We start from the raw sequence: 17,715 nt of genomic DNA on the forward strand, positions 1-17,715 counted from the left end.
ACAGGAATCCCGTGAATTAGCCAATATCAAGAGGCCATCCTTCGATGATCGCCCAGCTGCCGACCGTTGCACCGAGCGCCAACTACCCCGAATTCCTCGAAGCCCTGCGCAGCAGCGGCTTCCGTGGCCAGATCAGTGCCGACTACGGCACCCGCACGGTGTTGGCCACCGACAACTCGATTTACCAGCGCTTGCCCCAGGCTGCAGTGTTCCCGCTGGATGCCGACGATGTGGCGCGGGTTGCCACGCTGATGGGCGAGGCGCGCTTCCAGGACGTCAAGCTGACCCCGCGCGGCGGTGGCACCGGCACCAATGGCCAGTCGTTGACCGACGGCATCGTCGTCGACCTGTCGCGCCATATGAACAAGATCCTCGAAATCAACGTCGAGGAGCGTTGGGTGCGGGTGCAGGCCGGTACGGTCAAGGACCAGCTCAATGCCGCGCTCAAGCCGCACGGGCTGTTCTTCGCCCCTGAGCTGTCCACCTCCAACCGTGCCACTGTCGGTGGCATGATCAACACCGACGCCAGTGGCCAAGGCAGCTGCACCTATGGCAAAACCCGTGACCATGTGCTGGAGCTGCACAGCGTGCTGCTCGGCGGCGAGCGCCTGCACAGTCTGCCAATCGACGATGCCGCGCTGGAGCAGGCCTGTGCCGCGCCCGGCCGGGTCGGCGAGGTGTACCGCATGGCCCGGGAGATCCAGGAAACCCAGGCCGAACTGATCGAAACCACCTTCCCCAAGCTGAACCGCTGCCTGACCGGCTATGACCTGGCGCACCTGCGCGACGAGCAGGGCCGCTTCAACCTCAACAGCGTGCTGTGTGGTGCCGAAGGTTCGCTGGGCTATGTGGTGGAAGCCAAGCTCAACGTGCTGCCGATCCCCAAATATGCGGTGCTGGTGAACGTACGCTACACCAGCTTCATGGATGCCCTGCGTGATGCCAATGCGCTGATGGCGCACAAGCCGCTGTCGATCGAGACCGTCGACTCCAAGGTGCTGATGCTGGCGATGAAGGACATCGTCTGGCACAGCGTTGCCGAGTACTTCCCGGCCGACCCCGACCGCCCGACCCTGGGTATCAACCTGGTGGAGTTCTGCGGCGATGAGCCGGCTGAAGTCAACGCCCGGGTGCAAGCCTTCGTCGAGCACTTGCAGGCGGATACCAGTGTCGAGCGCCTGGGGCATACACTGGCTGAAGGCGCCGAGGCGGTGACCCGCGTCTACGTGATGCGCAAGCGTTCGGTGGGCTTGCTGGGTAACGTCGAGGGCGAGGTGCGCCCGCAGCCGTTCGTGGAAGACACGGCGGTACCGCCAGAGCAACTGGCCGACTACATCGCCGACTTCCGCGCCCTGCTGGACGGTTACGGCCTGGCCTACGGCATGTTCGGCCACGTCGATGCTGGTGTACTGCACGTGCGCCCGGCCCTGGACATGAAGGACCCGGCCCAGGCCGCGCTGGTGAAGCCGATTTCCGACGCCGTGGCCGCGCTGACCAAAAGCTATGGCGGCCTGCTGTGGGGCGAGCACGGCAAAGGCCTGCGTTCGGAATACGTGCCGGAGTACTTCGGTGCGCTGTACCCGGCGCTGCAGCGCCTGAAAGGTGCCTTCGACCCACACAACCAGCTCAACCCCGGCAAGATCTGCACACCGCTGGGCAGTGCCGAGGGCCTGACCCCGGTCGATGGCGTAACCCTGCGCGGCGACCTCGACCGCACCATCGATGAGCGCGTGTGGCAGGACTTCCCCAGTGCCGTGCACTGCAACGGCAACGGCGCCTGCTACAACTACGACCCCAACGACGCCATGTGCCCGTCGTGGAAGGCCACCCGTGAACGCCAGCATTCGCCCAAGGGCCGCGCCTCGCTGATGCGCGAGTGGTTGCGCCTGCAAGGCGAAGCGAACATCGACGTGTTGGCCGCAGCCCGTAACAAGGTGTCGTGGCTCAAGGGCCTGCCGGCACGCCTGCGCAACAACCGCGCGCGCAGCCAGGGGCAGGAAGACTTCTCCCACGAAGTGTACGACGCCATGGCCGGTTGCCTGGCGTGCAAGTCGTGCGCCGGGCAGTGCCCGATCAAGGTCAACGTGCCGGACTTCCGTTCGCGCTTCCTCGAGCTGTACCACGGCCGCTATCAGCGCCCGCTGCGTGACTACCTGATCGGCTCGCTGGAGTTCACCATCCCGTACCTGGCCCATGCACCGGGCCTGTACAACGCGGTCATGGGCTCGAAGTGGGTCAGCAAGTTGCTGGCCGACAACATTGGCATGGTCGACAGCCCGCTGATCAGCCGCTTCAACTTCCAGGCCACGCTGACCCGTTGCCGTGTCGGCGTGGCCAGCGTGCCGGCCCTGCGTGAACTGACCCCGGCCCAGCGCGAGCGCAGCATCGTGCTGGTGCAGGATGCCTTCACCCGCTATTTCGAGACCCCGCTGCTCTCAGCCTTCATCGACCTGGCCCACCGCCTGGGCCACCGGGTATTCCTGGCGCCTTACAGTGCCAACGGCAAGCCGCTGCATGTGCAGGGCTTCCTGGGTGCGTTCGCCAAGGCGGCGATCCGTAACGCTACCCAGCTCAAGGCCCTGGCCGACTGCGGCGTGCCACTGGTGGGGCTGGACCCGGCGATGACCCTGGTGTACCGCCAGGAGTACCAGAAAGTGCCGGGGCTGGACGGTTGCCCGAAGGTGCTGTTGCCGCAGGAATGGCTGATGGACGTGCTGCCCGAGCAGGCGCCGACCGCACCGGGCAACTTCCGCCTGATGGCGCACTGCACCGAGAAGACCAACGTGCCGGCCAGTACCAAACAGTGGGAGCAGGTGTTTGCCCGCCTGGGCCTGAAGCTGGTGACCGAGGCGACGGGTTGCTGCGGTATGTCGGGGACCTACGGCCACGAGGCGCGTAACCAGGAGACTTCGCGGACCATCTTCGAGCAAAGCTGGGCGACCAAGCTGGACAAGGAAGGGGAGCCGCTGGCGACCGGTTACTCGTGCCGCAGCCAGGTCAAGCGCATGACCGAGCGCAAGATGCGCCACCCGCTGGAAGTGGTGTTGCAATACGCCCAGCGCTAGGTTTCAGGGCCTCGGGGGCTGCTTTGCAGCCCATCGCCGGCAAGCCAGCTCCCACAGGATCACCACAGGCCTGAACATTGTGGTGATCCTGTGGGAGCTGGCTTGCCGGCGATAGGGCCAGTGCAGGCACTGCAAGAGTCAGAGTTCTTGTACCTGATCTCGATGCTGCCGCACCTGACAGTGCAGATACAAGCTCAACACCAGTCCGCAAGCCGACGCACCCGCCGCAAACAGAAACATCGAAGCAAACCCGAACCCCGCCGCCACCGCGCCCACCAGTGGCCCGGTCACCCCCAGTGACAAATCAATGAACAGCGAATACGCTCCCACCGCCGCGCCGCGGTTGGCCGCCGACACCTGATTCACCGCCTCCACACCCAGCGCCGGGAACACCAGTGAGAAGCCAAACCCGCTAAGCGCTGCCCCTGCCAAGGCCAACTCGGCGCTGGGCGCCAGCCACAGCATCAACAACCCCAGTGTTTCCACCGACAGGCAGGCAATCGCGACCCGGAACCCGCCAATGCGGTTGATCAGGTTGCCAAACAGCAGCCGCGCACTGATGAAGCTGGCGCCGAACAGGGTCAAGGTCAGCGCGGCATTGGTCCAGCCACGGCTGGCGTAGTACAAGGTGATGAACGTGGCGATGGTGCCAAAGCCGATCGAGCCCAGCGCCAGCCCCGAGCCATGCGGGAACACCTTGCCCAGCACTTGCAGAAACGGCAGGCGTACACCGCTGACGATGGGCGCAGCCTGCCTGGGCCAGGCCAGCAGCAGGCCGAAGGTGCACAGCAGGATGATGCCGAGGCCCATGCTCCACAGCCCCAGGCTCTTGACCATCAGCACGCCCAACGGTGCACCGACGGCCAGTGCGCCGTAGCTGGCGATGCCGTTCCAGGAGATGACCTTGGCGGTGTTTTCAGCGCCCACCCGGCCGATGCCCCAGCCAATCGCGCCCGCACCCACCAGGCTTTCGGCGCTGCCGAGCGCTAGCCGGCCGATCAGCAGGCAGGCCAGGCTCAGCCAGGGCTGGTGGGTGAGGAAGGCACAGGCCAGCATGAACACCCCGCTAAGCCCGCAGCCTGCAAGGCCATACATGACCGCCTTCTTGCTGCCGTGGTTGTCGATGATGCGGCTGGCAGTAGGGCGGCTGAGCAGCGTGGCGAGGTACTGCACGCTGATCACAAGGCCCGCGACCACGGCGCTGAAGCCGAGGTCGTTGTGCACATAGCCGGGCAGCACGGCCAGCGGGATGCCGATGTTGAGGTAGCCGATGAAGGTGAAGAGCACAATCGAGACCACTTGGGCACTGATTGCGAGAGACGAAGACTGCTGCTTGGGCATGAGGGGTCCTGAAGCGGTAAAGCGAGTAACGGCTGATCATAGCCTTGTACAGGGTTCTGTGGATGAAGGTTTGCACGCGGGGTGACTGCGGCAGGTTTGGCCGCTGTCACCCAGCCGGAGGCAATCAGCCGTTGTTGTATGGCAGCAACCAGCTCACGCTGAAGTCGGCATCTGGATAATCGAGGCGCAAGCGAGGCAGTACGTAGCCACCACAGGAGCGGCACGTGTCCATCAGGGTGAAAACCTTGATGCTGGCCACATCGCTGCTCTGGGTGAGCAAGTCCTGGTTGATCGTGGAGGCGATCAGGCGCTCGGAATCCAGGTGGCGGCGATGGTTCTTGATCGTCAGCCAGTTGGCCCGACGCAGGACGGGCAGATGGGTGAAGCGTGGGTCCGGGAGTAAGTCATGCATGCGTGCGCGTGCATCGATGTATTCAATGTGAGGTTGCGTGGTACCAGGAGGGGACTCGATCATGATCCTCTGCCTGGCCTTGCCGCCGGACAACGAGAAATACACACGGCGCTCGCCGTTTCTGAGTGTGACTGTGGCGAAGGCGAAGTTGGCGCCTGACAGGTGTTCCCTCAATCGGCTCTTGCCGGTTTCAGTGAGCATCTCTGCGATTGTCATGGGCGTATAGGATGCGCGCACGCCTGAGGCCGGTAACAGCCGATTGAGCACACCGTTAACGTGCAACTGATCAACGTCGCTGAACCTGCCCAGGTGATGGAAGTCGGGAATGATGTGTTTGTTCAACCCGATCACATCGTTCAGTGTGAAACCGGCCAGGTGATCCTGCGCACGTGGGAACGTCAGGATGTTCCGTGCAAACTCGGGGTAGTGTGCCTCTTCCAGCGAGTCTAATGCCCGGCTGAATGCAGTCGGGGTCGCGGGTGGGCTTGTGCGCCGCTGGTAGGTTATCCAGTCCCGCAGGAGGCCGACGATGTTGTCGATGTCTTGCTGCAAGTTTGGCCTGGAGGCCACGATGCGGTAGGTTTCGCTGACATCGAGGTATTGGGCGATTGCAGCCAGGTCGGTGACCCGGGTGAAGGCCAGGCGTGAATGTTCTGACGGGACTGGGTAACGGGTTGGGGTCAGCGTGCCTTGCTTCAATGCTGTTGTCTGGCTGCTTAGCCAAGCGTCGAAGTCAAAGGGTGTGCCGTAGAAGATGCCGGTATCGGCTTCGACAACCAGCCAGTCGCCATCGAGGTGTTCGACACGTGCGCCGCGCAGCGTGCGCCGGTCAGCAAGGCCCCGGGTCAGCCTGCCCAGCCGCACCGTAGGGCAGTGACCGGTGAAGAGGGCGACTTCGCCGTGCGACATGTCGGCAGGCAGCCCGAACCAGAGTTCGGAAACCGGGTAACCGACCACACCCTCGTTATAAAAGCTGGGAGGGTTGAGCAGCCCCATCGCATGGGCCTCCTCATCGCTCAGCGGTTTGAGGATCATGTGCCCGGTAGGGCGAGAATGACCTTTTTGCGAAACAACCTCCTCCGTGTACAGCACCAACTGATTGTCCCGTACCATTACCTGCGCCACGCTGTCGCTGTTCGCGCCAGGTGCCCGGTAGGTGATCGGCTGGGGCTCGATGCGCACGCTCTCGAATGACCGGCTCACGTGCTGGCCGTATGCCGGGGTGCCTGCCTGATTGGCGATGGGCGCCAAGTGCAGGGCGATGCCCTGTGGTGGTGCATCGGGGTAGGGGCTTGGCTGCAAGGCCGGGTCTTGCGACCAGCGCAGGGGAGCCTGTCGCATGCGTTGGGCTGTGCTGGCAGATTGCCCTGTGCCGCGACGGTACGCGACACCGTTGACGATCACATCGACAACGTCCGGGTCGCGCCCGATGATTACGGGGTAGACGAACGGGTTGGAAGCCCGGTCCCACGCTCGGGTGATATCGTCACCTTCGCTCAGTAGAAGGCTGATTACATCGGGTTTCTGGCCGGGCAGCAATTTATGCAGTGGAACCGCTTCGGAAAGCTTCGCAGCGGCGTCCGCACCCAGGGTGCCCGTCCAGTTCTTGGGGGCTGCCCCATATTGATTGAGCGTGCTGGCTAACGGCTTGCCCTTCAAGTGCCTGGCAGCTTGCAGCATTCCGAGGCGCATGAGATGTGTTTGCCGGCCTGCTGAGCCGTAAAGCCTGGTGAGCGGCTTGATGACGCGGCCCCCCAAGGTGAATGCACTGCCCAGCGTACCGAGTGCGTCCAGGCCACAGGACAGGGCTTCTGCACCTGTGCGGACATCGAAGCAGCCCAGCCCGGGCACGAGGTTGGAGAACAGCTTGAACAGGTAGCGTCCCGTGCTGTCTTTGCGCCGCTCGGCAAGGAAATGTTCATGGGGCGTGGTGCCTTTGCCGCTGTTGTAAAGCGCATCGCGGTTAGCGAGGGCTACGGTTTGGGCGTAACAGCGCGCCAAGGCGTGCAAGCGGTCATTTGCCGGTGCATCGATCAGTCGTGCGGTTTTCGGCCAAGGGCTGGCCAGCCAAGGAATATCGATGTCGTTGTAGTCGCGGTACCGGAAGTCGAAGCTTTCGGCCCACGCTTCCCGTGATGTCGTGGCAAGGGTGTGGCGGCGCCACTTCAGGTGTTCGGGGAACAGTTCGTAGAGGAAGTCGCAGGCATCACCAGGGAGGTAGACGAGGATGCCCTGCGTCCCCGTTTCTGCATGCCAGTCTGCTTCAGGGGAGTCGCCGTAGCTGGGTACGGCGCCTTTGACAGGGCCGATGTACATGGGCCACGTCACGCAGTGACAGCTCCAGCTGCTGTCTTGCAGGCGTTCCCGATCCGTTTGCGGAAGATGCCGTAGCAGGCGGTACATGACCTCTTCGTAAGTGGCTTGAGCCCGCTGGTACCAAGCCTGGAACTCGCGGTCGTAGAGCGCCGTGGCATCGGGTAACGTGCTGTGCTTGTAGCCAGCACCATGATCCAGATAAGCGTTGAGGTGCAGTTGCTTGTCCCCGTTGTAGTCGTCGGCGGCAAAACCCGCTTGGTGCAGCGCCTCTTTGGCCAGCGCGAAACGGTCAGGCAGGTCACGCAGGCTTTCCTGGTCCCAGGCGTTGAGGTAGTGGTCATACGCCAACTGGCATTGCGATTCAGGCCAGGGGCGAGTCTCTTCGAGAAACCCTTGCAATTGCGCCCACTCGGCTACAGTCGTGGCCATGGCGGTTTCGAACACCAGGTTGTTCTTTTCGGGCCACTGGGTGGCTTGCTCTGCGGCAAAGAACGTTACGGGTTGGTTTTTTTCCAGCAGCAGGTAGGCACCTTGGCGCAGGTTGGCCCACCGTAGATCGTGGTCATGGAAATAGTCGCCGGGATCATCGTCGATGAGCAGTTCCGGGGCAAAGCGGCGTATCAGTAGCTCGGCGGCAAGTTCTGCAATGGCGGGTGCACCGCCGAGATGGGCGTGCAGGCTATTGATCAGGTCGAGGCGAATCTCGCGCAGGTATACGTACTTGTTGTGTTCGTTGAACAGTTCGAAACCCAGTATGTGGCCTGGGCGGCGTTGGGGCGCAGGGTAGAGTGCATCAATCAGCGTTTGCTCCGCCAGGGCGCGGTACAAGGGGGCATTTTCGGGGGAGGTATCCCATTGCACCGCAGTCGCCAGGCGCCTTCCCAGGCGGTCGAAGGCCAAGGAACCGAGCAGGGCATCGAGCACTTGTCCTGCCGGGGCGTTCAGGGCCGAACCGGAAAGGGCGATACGTCCATACGAATTTGGCTGCTTGCCTGCCTTGCGCTCACGCGCTGTGGGTGGCCGATACCGCAAACCTTGGTAGTAAAACGGCGCCTGTATTTCATTGAGCAGCCTTTCGAACAGGCTCTGATTGGGCGCTCGCTTGAATACATGTGCGGCCAGGGCAGGCAGGTCAAGGTAGTCATCAACTGCAAGTAGCGGTTGCCATGGGCGCAGTGGCGGCGGGCCGACCCGTTTGCCGCGTAGCAACAATGTCGCCACGACATAGGCGTTTGCGCGCTTGAGTTGGCTACGGTGGTCGAGTGTCTGGGCAAGGCTGCAAATTGCATAAGGCGCATCGAGGTGAGATTCGGGCCTTGGTTCAGGGGAGGGGGTAGCGCCCGTCTCTACGACAAGCTGTGCCGCCAAGGTCTCATAGAGCAGTGCACAATCGCTCGCAGTCGCCGGCATGGAAGCGTCGCGGCCGAGGAACTGATTGAGGTATTGCCGAGCACTGTCGCTGCTCAACGCTGTAGCGAGGGTGCTTTCAAACGCTTCATCCGTGAGTGCTTTTGCAAACAGCGGATCCAGACCGAATGCCTGATCGAAATGATCGTTCAGCGAAGTGGCCAGGTCTTGCACCCCGGAAATCTCACTGATGGTGAGGGCATCGTCAGGCGTGAGTGCGAAGATTTTTTCTTTATCGGCAGCGCTGAGGTAGGACTGACTCGACATGGGGCCTCCAGTGTGTGGGAAGCATCCAGTCTGTCGCGTGCGTGTTGGGCAGGGTGGTAACGGGTTACCCCGTGGGATGAGGGGCACTTGGACAGTGTGAAAACGTGATGACGGGGGTAGCCCGCAGGTCAGCCGTTTTCACACTGTTGGAGGTTGCGCGATTTATTCCTGGTCAGCGCTGGATTGATCGTCACCATCCTGCTCGACGGCAGCTGCCGGTTCGGCGTGAACGGTCACGGATGGCTCTTCTGGGTTCAGGCTTGGGAAGGGAAGATTCGGGATTTCGTGCATCTCGTCGTTCCTCGCAAGTGTGAGTGAAAAGTCTGCGCCAGGCGCGGTTGAAGCTTCGCAAAGCTGGGGCAGGATACACAAGTCTGGATGACAGTTTGGTTTTTTTACCGTTCGTTTGTCGGTTTTGCGGGCGAACAGCGCACAGGCTTCATAAAAAAACGGGGCCGATTGCGGCCCCGTTTTTCAGCGATCACTTACGGCCTTCAGCCGTTTCCGCCACCTTGTCGGTGCGGGCGCACATGATGAAGTCATTGCGGTGCAGGCCTTTGATCGAGTGGCTCCACCAGGTCACGGTAACCTTGCCCCACTCGGTCAGCAGCCCGGGGTGGTGGCCTTCGGCCTCGGCGATTTCGCCTACGGCGTTGGTGAACGCCAGGGCGTGCTTGAAGTTCTTGAACAGGAAGACGCGCTCCAGCTCCATGTGGCCGTCACGTACTTCGATGTTCCAGTCCGGGATTTCGCGAATCAGCTCGGCCAGCTCTTCGTCGGTGACTTTTGGCGCGTCAGCGCGGCAGGCTTCGCAATGGGCTTGGTTCAAGGCATTCATGGGTGTTTTCCGGTTCGAGTTGTTATCGGCAAGGTCGCTCAGGCAGCGACCTTGGGTGGAAACTTCGGTGCGTGCAGGCCCAGCTGCATGGCCTTGTGGACCATGCCCATGATGTCTTCGTGGGCCAGGTCGAACAGGCACTTCATGTTGGGGAGCACGAAATACAGCGGCTGCAGGATGTCGATACGGTACGGGGTACGCATGGCTTCGATCGGGTCGAAGGCCTGGTGTTCAGGCTCGCCAGACAAACTGTAGACGGTCTCTTTCGGTGACGAGAGGATGCCGCCGCCATAGATCTTGCGGCCTTGGGCGGTTTCCATCAGGCCAAACTCGATGGTCATCCAGTACAGGCGCGCCAGGTACACGCGTTGTTCCTTGGTTGCCGCCAGGCCGAGCTTGCCGTAGGTGTGGGTGAATTCGGCGAACCATGGGTTGGTCAGCAGCGGGCAGTGGCCGAAAATCTCGTGGAAGATATCGGGCTCTTGCAGGTAGTCCAGCTCTTCCGGGGTGCGGATGAACGTGGCGACCGGGAAGCGTTTGCTGGCCAGCAATTCGAAGAAGGTCTGGAAGGGAATCAGCGCCGGAACCCGGGCAACCTGCCAGCCGGTGGTGGCGCCCAGCACCTTGTTGATCTCGCCCAGTTGCGGGATACGGTCATGGGGCAGCTTGAGCTGGTCGATGCCGTCCAGGTATTCCTGGCACGCGCGGCCTTCGATCACTTTCAGCTGACGGGTGATCAGGGTGTTCCATACCGCATGCTCTTGCTGCGGGTAATCGATAAAACCATGCGCATCGGGCTCGCGTGCCACGTAGTGCGTCTGTTTCATGAGGCTCTCCTGGTGAGGGCTTTTCTTGTTATGTGCAGGACATGCCTAAGGAATATCCCTTCACTGGCCGTTTTGCACGGGTGCAAGCCGCTGTCGCGCCAGCGGTTGAAGCGGATTTCGTAACGATAATTTTACAAAAGAGCCCGGGTGTCGGAAAATTCGGGGCATACGGCTGATGGTTGCGCTGTTTTTGTCAGCTTATCTTTACGACTTTTCCGCGCGATGTTGAAAAACATTGGCGCTTCGAGAGCCCTCATGCGTATCAAAGTGCACTGCCAGAACCGCATTGGCATCCTGCGCGACATCCTCAACCTGCTGGTGGAGTACGGCATCAACGTGCTGCGGGGCGAGGTGGGCGGTGACCATGGCAATGCCATCTACCTGCACTGCCCGAACCTGATCAACCTGCAGTTCCAGGCCTTGCGGCCGAAGTTCGAGGCGATTGCCGGGGTATTTGGCGTCAAGCGCGTGGGCCTGATGCCCAGCGAACGTCGGCACATGGAGCTGAATGCCTTGCTCGGGGCGCTGGACTTCCCGGTGCTGTCGATCGACATGGGCGGCAGCATCGTCGCCGCCAACCGCACGGCAGCGCAGTTGCTGGGGGTGCGCGTGGATGAGGTGCCGGGCATGCCGCTGGCGCGCTATGTGGAAGACTTCGATCTGCCGGAGTTGGTGCGGGCCAACAAGTCGCGCATCAATGGCCTGCGTATCAAGGTCAAAGGTGATGTGTTCCTGGCGGATATCGCACCGCTGCAGTCCGAGCACGACGACAGCGAGGCGTTGGCTGGCGCCGTGCTCACCCTGCACCGTGCCGACCGCATTGGCGAACGCATCTACAACGTGCGCAAGCAGGAACTGCGCGGCTTCGACAGCATCTTCCAAAGCTCGCGGGTGATGGCCGCCGTGGTGCGCGAGGCTCGCCGCATGGCGCCGCTGGATGCGCCGCTGCTGATCGAGGGTGAGACCGGCACCGGCAAAGAACTGCTGGCACGCGCCTGCCACCTGGCCAGCCCCCGTGGGCAGTCGCCGCTGATGGCGCTCAATTGCGCCGGCTTGCCCGAGTCGATGGCCGAAACCGAGCTGTTCGGTTACGGCCCCGGGGCATTCGAAGGGGCGCGGGCAGAGGGTAAGCTGGGGCTACTTGAACTGACCGCAGGCGGCACGCTGTTCCTTGACGGGGTAGGGGAGATGAGCCCGCGCCTGCAAGTGAAGTTGCTGCGCTTTTTGCAGGACGGTTGCTTCCGCCGGGTAGGCAGCGATGAAGAGGTGTACCTGGATGTGCGGGTGATCTGCGCGACCCAGGTGGATTTGTCCGAGCTGTGCGCGCGCGGCGAGTTTCGTCAGGACCTTTATCACCGCCTGAACGTGTTGTCGCTGCACATTCCGCCTTTGCGCGAGTGCATGGATGGCCTGGAAGGGTTGGTGCAGCACTTTCTCGACCAGGCCAGCCGACAAATCGGCTGTGCCATGCCGCGGCTGGCGCCGGCGGCGATGGATAAACTTGGGCAATACCATTGGCCGGGCAATGTACGGCAGTTGGAAAACGTATTGTTCCAGGCGGTTTCTTTATGTGAAGGCGGCGTGGTTAAAAGCGAGCATATACGTTTGCCGGATTATGGCGCGCGGCAACCGTTGGGTGAGTTTTCGCTGGAGGGCGATCTTTCGCAGATTGTCGGACGCTTTGAAAAAGCGGTGCTGGAAAGTTTGATGGGGGAGTTTTCGAGTAGCCGGGCTTTAGGGAAAAGGCTGGGCGTTTCGCATACAACAATCGCCAACAAGTTAAGGGACTATTCGCTTGGCAAGTCTGCCGATTAGTTGGGCTTTGCAAAAAGTGAAAGGGGCCCGCAGGGCCCCTGATTCAGAAGGTATCAGCCGTTAGAGCAGCCGTTCCCCATCACGCGGTATTCGAGAATGTGCTTCTGGCCCTTGGAGTCCTCGTAGGTCATGCGGGCTGGCACGACTTCGCACACGTTGGGCACTTCGCTCATGGAGATGACGCGGGCAATGTCCAGGTGCTGCGAGTAACTGTACTGTTCAACCGGAATCTGCTCGGCATCTTTGGCTTCGCCGGCCATTGCCGCGCCGCAAAGACTGCCAAGTACCAATACCAGTAAAGCTTTCATTTTCTATTTACCTGTCTAAGGTCGTGAGGGGGCACGCGGCGCTTATGGCGCCGCGAGTACTGCTAGTTTTAACTATCGGGATTAGAGGGAGATTAACGTTTGCCTTCGTGGGGGCTGTTACCAGTTGTTAATCGCCTTGCCGTTGCTGGCGAGGTGAATTTTAGGGTTGTGGCCAAGGCCGAAACAGTGGGTCTTTTGATAAAGTGTTTTGACAGAATCTGTAACAATCCTCTGGTAAAGCCCCCCGTTTTTTCGTGGTCAGGGCTGTAATCCGCATGCCAGAGCACTTTGGCGGAACGGGCGTACCAAATTACTACCAACGTCGAATGGCTTTTGTCGCTCTGGTACAGTTACAAACGGTTCCATACAAAAACAACTATTACACCGAGGTAACACAGATGAGTGCGGCTCCACTGTATCCCGTTCGTCCCGAGGTTGCGGCCACTACCCTGACCGACGAGGCCACCTACAAGGCCATGTACCAGCAATCGGTGATCAACCCGGACGGCTTCTGGCGCGAGCAGGCCCAGCGAATCGACTGGATCAAGCCGTTCACCAAGGTCAAGCAGACCTCCTTCGACGACCATCACGTCGATATCAAATGGTTCGCCGACGGCACTCTGAACGTTTCCTCCAACTGCCTGGATCGCCACCTTGAAGAGCGCGGCGACCAGTTGGCCATCATCTGGGAAGGCGACGACCCTTCCGAACACCGCAACATCACCTACCGCGAACTGCACGAGCAGGTGTGCAAGTTCGCCAACGCCCTGCGTGGCCAGGACGTGCACCGGGGTGATGTGGTCACCATCTACATGCCGATGATCCCCGAAGCCGTGGTCGCCATGCTGGCCTGCGCCCGCATCGGTGCGATCCACTCGGTGGTGTTCGGTGGTTTCTCGCCCGAGGCGCTGGCTGGCCGCATCATCGACTGCAAGTCCAAGGTGGTGATCACTGCCGACGAGGGCCTGCGTGGCGGCCGCCGCACCCCGCTCAAGGCCAACGTCGACCTGGCGCTGACCAACCCTGAAACCAACAGCGTGCAGAAGATCATCGTGTGCAAGCGCACCGGTGGCGACATTGCCTGGCACCAGCACCGCGACATCTGGTACGAAGACCTGATGAAAGTGGCCTCCAGCCACTGCGCGCCGAAAGAAATGGGCGCCGAGGAAGCGCTGTTCATCCTCTACACCTCCGGTTCCACCGGCAAGCCGAAAGGTGTGCTGCACACCACCGGCGGTTACCTGGTGTATGCCGCACTGACCCATGAGCGGGTATTCGACTACCGCCCGGGTGAAGTGTACTGGTGCACTGCCGACGTGGGCTGGGTCACTGGCCACAGCTACATCGTGTACGGCCCGCTGGCCAACGGCGCCACTACCCTGCTGTTCGAGGGTGTGCCGAACTACCCTGACATCACCCGCGTGTCGAAGATCGTCGACAAGCACAAGGTCAATATCCTCTACACCGCACCCACTGCCATCCGCGCGATGATGGCCGAAGGGCAGGCAGCGGTTGAAGGTGCCGACGGCTCCAGCCTGCGCCTGCTCGGCTCGGTGGGCGAGCCGATCAACCCCGAAGCCTGGAACTGGTACTACAAGACCGTGGGCAAGGAGCGTTGCCCGATCGTCGATACCTGGTGGCAGACCGAGACCGGTGGCATTCTGATCAGCCCGCTGCCGGGCGCTACCGGCCTGAAGCCTGGGTCGGCTACCCGTCCGTTCTTCGGCGTGGTGCCAGCCCTGGTGGACAACCTGGGCAACCTGATCGACGGTGCTGCCGAGGGCAATCTGGTGATCCTCGACTCCTGGCCGGGCCAGTCGCGTTCGCTGTTCGGCGACCACGATCGCTTCGTCGACACCTACTTCAAGACCTTCCGTGGCATGTACTTCACCGGTGACGGTGCGCGCCGTGACGAGGATGGCTATTACTGGATCACCGGCCGTGTGGATGACGTGCTCAACGTATCCGGGCACCGCATGGGTACCGCCGAGATCGAAAGTGCCATGGTGGCCCACGCGAAGGTGGCCGAGGCGGCCGTGGTTGGCGTGCCGCACGACATCAAAGGGCAGGGCATCTATGTGTATGTCACCCTCAATGCCGGTATCGAGGCCAGCGAGCAACTGCGCCTGGAGCTGAAGAACTGGGTGCGCAAGGAAATCGGCCCGATCGCCTCGCCGGATGTGATCCAGTGGGCACCGGGGCTGCCGAAAACCCGTTCGGGCAAGATCATGCGCCGTATCCTGCGCAAGATTGCCACCGGTGAGTACGATGCGTTGGGCGATATCTCGACCCTGGCCGACCCGGGCGTGGTGCAACACCTGATCGATACCCACAAGGCAATGAACCTGGCTTCGGCCTGACAGCGAGGCAGGGCCGTGTGAACAGAAAACCCCGCCCGGGCAACCGGGCGGGGTTTTTGCTTTACTGTTACCCGACATTCATCGGTAACTGTTCTGTCACCGGCCTTGCACACGTTCGGGGCGCGAGGAAACAACGCGGACCTGTTTCGGTGCGTTCACGCAGCCGTTTTCTACAACGCGGCACGCTACACTTGCCGTAGTACAAGGCTTTGCCAATAATAGGCCCAGGAATTGCTAGGTCTATTGGTTCTATTTCTTGTGCCTTCGCATATTTTGCGCTGGTCGTCAACATCGCCCGCAGCGGTTTCAGGCGCTTCTGTAAGTAGTTGTCGCTTTGAAGAAATATCGACTACCGGGCTGTCGCTAAAATGCCACTCACTCGCTCGTGGTCTGCGACCTTGGTCGAACCCTGCGCGGCTCGCGTTGTACCCATTCGCATATCGGGCAGCCGTTACCTGCCTTGTATTGCCCCGTACCGATGGAGTTACCTGATGAAGAAGCTCGCACTGCTTGGCGCCCTGGCGCTATCCGTATTTTCCCTGGTGTCGCAGGCCGATGAAAAACCGCTGAAAATCGGCATTGAAGCCGCCTACCCACCCTTCGCCTTCAAGCAGCCCGATGGCAGCATCGCCGGTTTCGACTACGACATCGGCAACGCCCTGTGCGAAGAGATGAAAGCCAAGTGCACCTGGGTCGAGCAGGAGTTCGACGGCCTGATCCCGGCGCTGAAAGTGCGCAAGATCGACGCCATCCTGTCGTCCATGTCGATCACCGAGGATCGCAAGAAGTCGGTCGACTTCACCAAGCGTTACTACCTCACTCCGGCGCGCCTGGTGATGAAGGAAGGCACCACGGTCAGCGAAAGCCTGGATGAGCTGAAAGGCAAGAAGATCGGCGTGCAGCGTGGCTCGATCCATGACCGCTTCGCCAAGGAAGTGCTGGGCGCCAAAGGTGCCACCGTGGTGCCTTACGGCACCCAGAACGAAATCTACCTGGATGTGGCCGCTGGCCGCCTGGACGGCACCGTGGCCGACGCCACCCTGCTGGAAGACGGCTTCCTCAAGACCGACGCGGGTAAAGGCTTCGCCTTCGTAGGCCCGTCCTTCACCGACGCCAAGTACTTCGGTGACGGTATCGGTATTGCTGTGCGCAAAGGTGACAAGGCCAACGTCGACCGCATCAACGCGGCCATCGACGCCATCCGTGCCAACGGCAAGTACAAAGAAATCGAGAAGAAGTACTTCAACTTCGACATCTACGGTCCAGACTCGAACTAAGACGTCGGGTTTCACCTGTGCAATGGTGCAAACAGCAGAGGCTCTGAGGTTTGCACCATTTTTCATTCTTTAGGTCGAGGACCTCATCATGTTGAAAGGCTACGGGGCAGTCATCCTCGACGGGGCGTGGCTGACGCTTCAGCTCGCCCTGTCGTCGATGGCCCTGGCCATCGTGCTCGGCCTGATCGGTGTGGCGCTGCGCTTGTCGCCGGTGCGCTGGCTGGCCTGGCTGGGTGACCTGTATTCCACGGTGATCCGTGGTATTCCGGACCTGGTCCTGATCCTGCTGATCTTCTACGGCGGGCAAGACATCATCAACCGGGTGGCACCGCTGCTCGGCTACGAAGACTACATTGACCTGAACCCGTTGATTGCCGGTATCGGTACCCTGGGCTTCATCTTTGGCGCCTACCTGTCGGAAACCTTCCGCGGTGCTTTCCTGGGTATTCCCAAGGGCCAGGCCGAGGCGGGCGTGGCGTATGGCATGAGCCCGCGCCAGGTGTTCTTCCGCATCCAGGTGCCGCAAATGATTCGCCTGGCGATCCCGGGCTTCACCAACAACTGGCTGGTACTCACCAAGGCCACCGCACTGATCTCGGTCGTCGGCCTGCAGGACATGATGTTCAAGGCCAAGCAGGCGGCCGATGCCACCCGCGAGCCTTTCACCTTCTTCCTGGCGGTGGCGGCACTGTACCTGGTGCTGACCAGCGTCTCGCTGCTGGCCCTGAAGTATCTGGAGCGCCGCTACTCGGTGGGCGTCAAGGTGGCTGAACTATGATCTTCGACTACAACGTCGTCTGGGAGGCATTGCCGATGTACTTCGGCGGCCTGCTGACCACCCTCAAGCTGTTGGCGATTTCGCTGTTCTTCGGGCTGCTGGCGGCCATTCCGCTGGGCCTGATGCGCGTGTCGAAACAGCCGGCGATCAACCTGACTGCGTGGCTGTATACCTACGTGATCCGCGGCACCCCCATGCTGGTGCAGCTGTTCCTGATCTACTACGGCCTGGCGCAGTTCGAAGCGGTGCGCGAAAGCTTCCTCTGGCCGCTGCTGTCCAGCGCCACCTTCTGTGCGTGCCTGGCGTTCGGCATCAACACCAGCGCCTACACCGCCGAAATCATTGCCGGCAGCCTCAAGGCCACGCCCCATGGCGAGATCGAGGCGGCCAAGGCCATGGGCATGTCGCGCATGAAAATGTACCGGCGCATCCTGCTGCCCTCGGCCCTGCGCCGGGCGCTGCCGCAGTACAGCAACGAAGTGATCATGATGCTGCAAACCACCAGCCTGGCGTCGATCGTCACCCTGATCGACATCACCGGTGCCGCACGCACGGTCAACGCCCAGTACTACCTGCCTTTCGAGGCCTACATCACGGCGGGCGTGTTCTACCTGTGCCTGACCTTCATCCTGGTGCGCCTGTTCAAGATGGCCGAACGCCGCTGGCTCGGCTACCTGGCGCCGCGCAAGCACTGACCGCTCTGT

General features: G+C 61.5%; 12 protein-coding genes. 6 read left to right on the forward strand and 6 right to left on the reverse strand.

The window, feature by feature from the left end; all coding sequences use genetic code 11:
* Positions 1–44 precede the first annotated feature (44 nt).
* Positions 45–3,065, forward strand: coding sequence for an FAD-binding and (Fe-S)-binding domain-containing protein (locus A0O30_RS07435; RefSeq protein WP_105946049.1), 3,021 nt, complete (start codon positions 45–47; stop codon positions 3,063–3,065).
* A 138-nt stretch (positions 3,066–3,203) separates the two neighbouring features.
* Here A0O30_RS07435 and A0O30_RS07440 read toward each other — a convergent pair whose 3' ends face one another.
* The 5 genes from A0O30_RS07440 to phhA form a co-directional block, all read right to left on the reverse strand.
* On the reverse strand, positions 3,204–4,406 hold the full coding sequence (locus A0O30_RS07440; RefSeq protein ID WP_105946050.1) for an MFS transporter: 1,203 nt from the start codon (positions 4,404–4,406) through the stop codon (positions 3,204–3,206).
* 124 nt (positions 4,407–4,530) lie between these two features.
* Positions 4,531–8,808: a deaminase domain-containing protein gene (locus A0O30_RS07445; protein WP_105946051.1), complete on the reverse strand. Its 4,278-nt coding sequence runs from the start codon at positions 8,806–8,808 to the stop codon at positions 4,531–4,533.
* Between the two features lie 162 nt (positions 8,809–8,970).
* The gene (locus tag A0O30_RS27960) at positions 8,971–9,099 is read right to left on the reverse strand and encodes a hypothetical protein (protein WP_016488505.1); all 129 of its coding nucleotides are present in this window, start codon (positions 9,097–9,099) and stop codon (positions 8,971–8,973) included.
* 190 nt (positions 9,100–9,289) lie between these two features.
* Positions 9,290–9,646, reverse strand: coding sequence for a 4a-hydroxytetrahydrobiopterin dehydratase (locus tag A0O30_RS07450; protein ID WP_003254532.1), 357 nt, complete (start codon positions 9,644–9,646; stop codon positions 9,290–9,292).
* 38 nt (positions 9,647–9,684) lie between these two features.
* The gene (gene phhA, locus A0O30_RS07455; RefSeq protein ID WP_025753872.1) at positions 9,685–10,473 is read right to left on the reverse strand and encodes a phenylalanine 4-monooxygenase; all 789 of its coding nucleotides are present in this window, start codon (positions 10,471–10,473) and stop codon (positions 9,685–9,687) included.
* Positions 10,474–10,728: 255 nt separating this feature from the next.
* Here phhA and A0O30_RS07465 point away from each other — a divergent pair, with 255 nt between their 5' ends.
* Positions 10,729–12,288, forward strand: coding sequence for a sigma-54-dependent transcriptional regulator (locus A0O30_RS07465; protein WP_060500677.1), 1,560 nt, complete (start codon positions 10,729–10,731; stop codon positions 12,286–12,288).
* Positions 12,289–12,341: 53 nt separating this feature from the next.
* Here the strand turns inward: A0O30_RS07465 and A0O30_RS07470 are convergent, their stop codons facing one another.
* Positions 12,342–12,596 (reverse strand): DUF2790 domain-containing protein, encoded by a 255-nt coding sequence (locus A0O30_RS07470; RefSeq protein WP_003260110.1) that lies wholly within the window; start codon positions 12,594–12,596, stop codon positions 12,342–12,344.
* Positions 12,597–12,994: 398 nt separating this feature from the next.
* Here A0O30_RS07470 and acs point away from each other — a divergent pair, with 398 nt between their 5' ends.
* From acs to A0O30_RS07490, 4 genes are all read left to right on the forward strand, one after another.
* Positions 12,995–14,956, forward strand: coding sequence for an acetate--CoA ligase (gene acs, locus A0O30_RS07475; RefSeq protein ID WP_016711854.1), 1,962 nt, complete (start codon positions 12,995–12,997; stop codon positions 14,954–14,956).
* A gap of 491 nt (positions 14,957–15,447) precedes the next feature.
* Complete coding sequence (locus tag A0O30_RS07480; protein ID WP_060500683.1) at positions 15,448–16,233, forward strand: ABC transporter substrate-binding protein; 786 nt, start codon at positions 15,448–15,450, stop codon at positions 16,231–16,233.
* 88 nt (positions 16,234–16,321) lie between these two features.
* Positions 16,322–17,011, forward strand: a complete 690-nt coding sequence (locus tag A0O30_RS07485) for an ABC transporter permease (protein ID WP_003254523.1) — start codon at positions 16,322–16,324, stop codon at positions 17,009–17,011.
* A complete protein-coding gene (locus tag A0O30_RS07490; RefSeq protein WP_016711852.1) occupies positions 17,008–17,706 on the forward strand; it encodes an ABC transporter permease in 699 nt (232 codons plus the stop codon). Before A0O30_RS07485 ends, A0O30_RS07490 begins: the two co-directional genes overlap by 4 nt.
* Positions 17,707–17,715: the final 9 nt, after the last annotated feature.

It is taken from the genome of Pseudomonas sp. LLC-1, from assembly GCF_002992185.1.
Lineage (GTDB): Bacteria > Pseudomonadota > Gammaproteobacteria > Pseudomonadales > Pseudomonadaceae > Aquipseudomonas > Aquipseudomonas monteilii.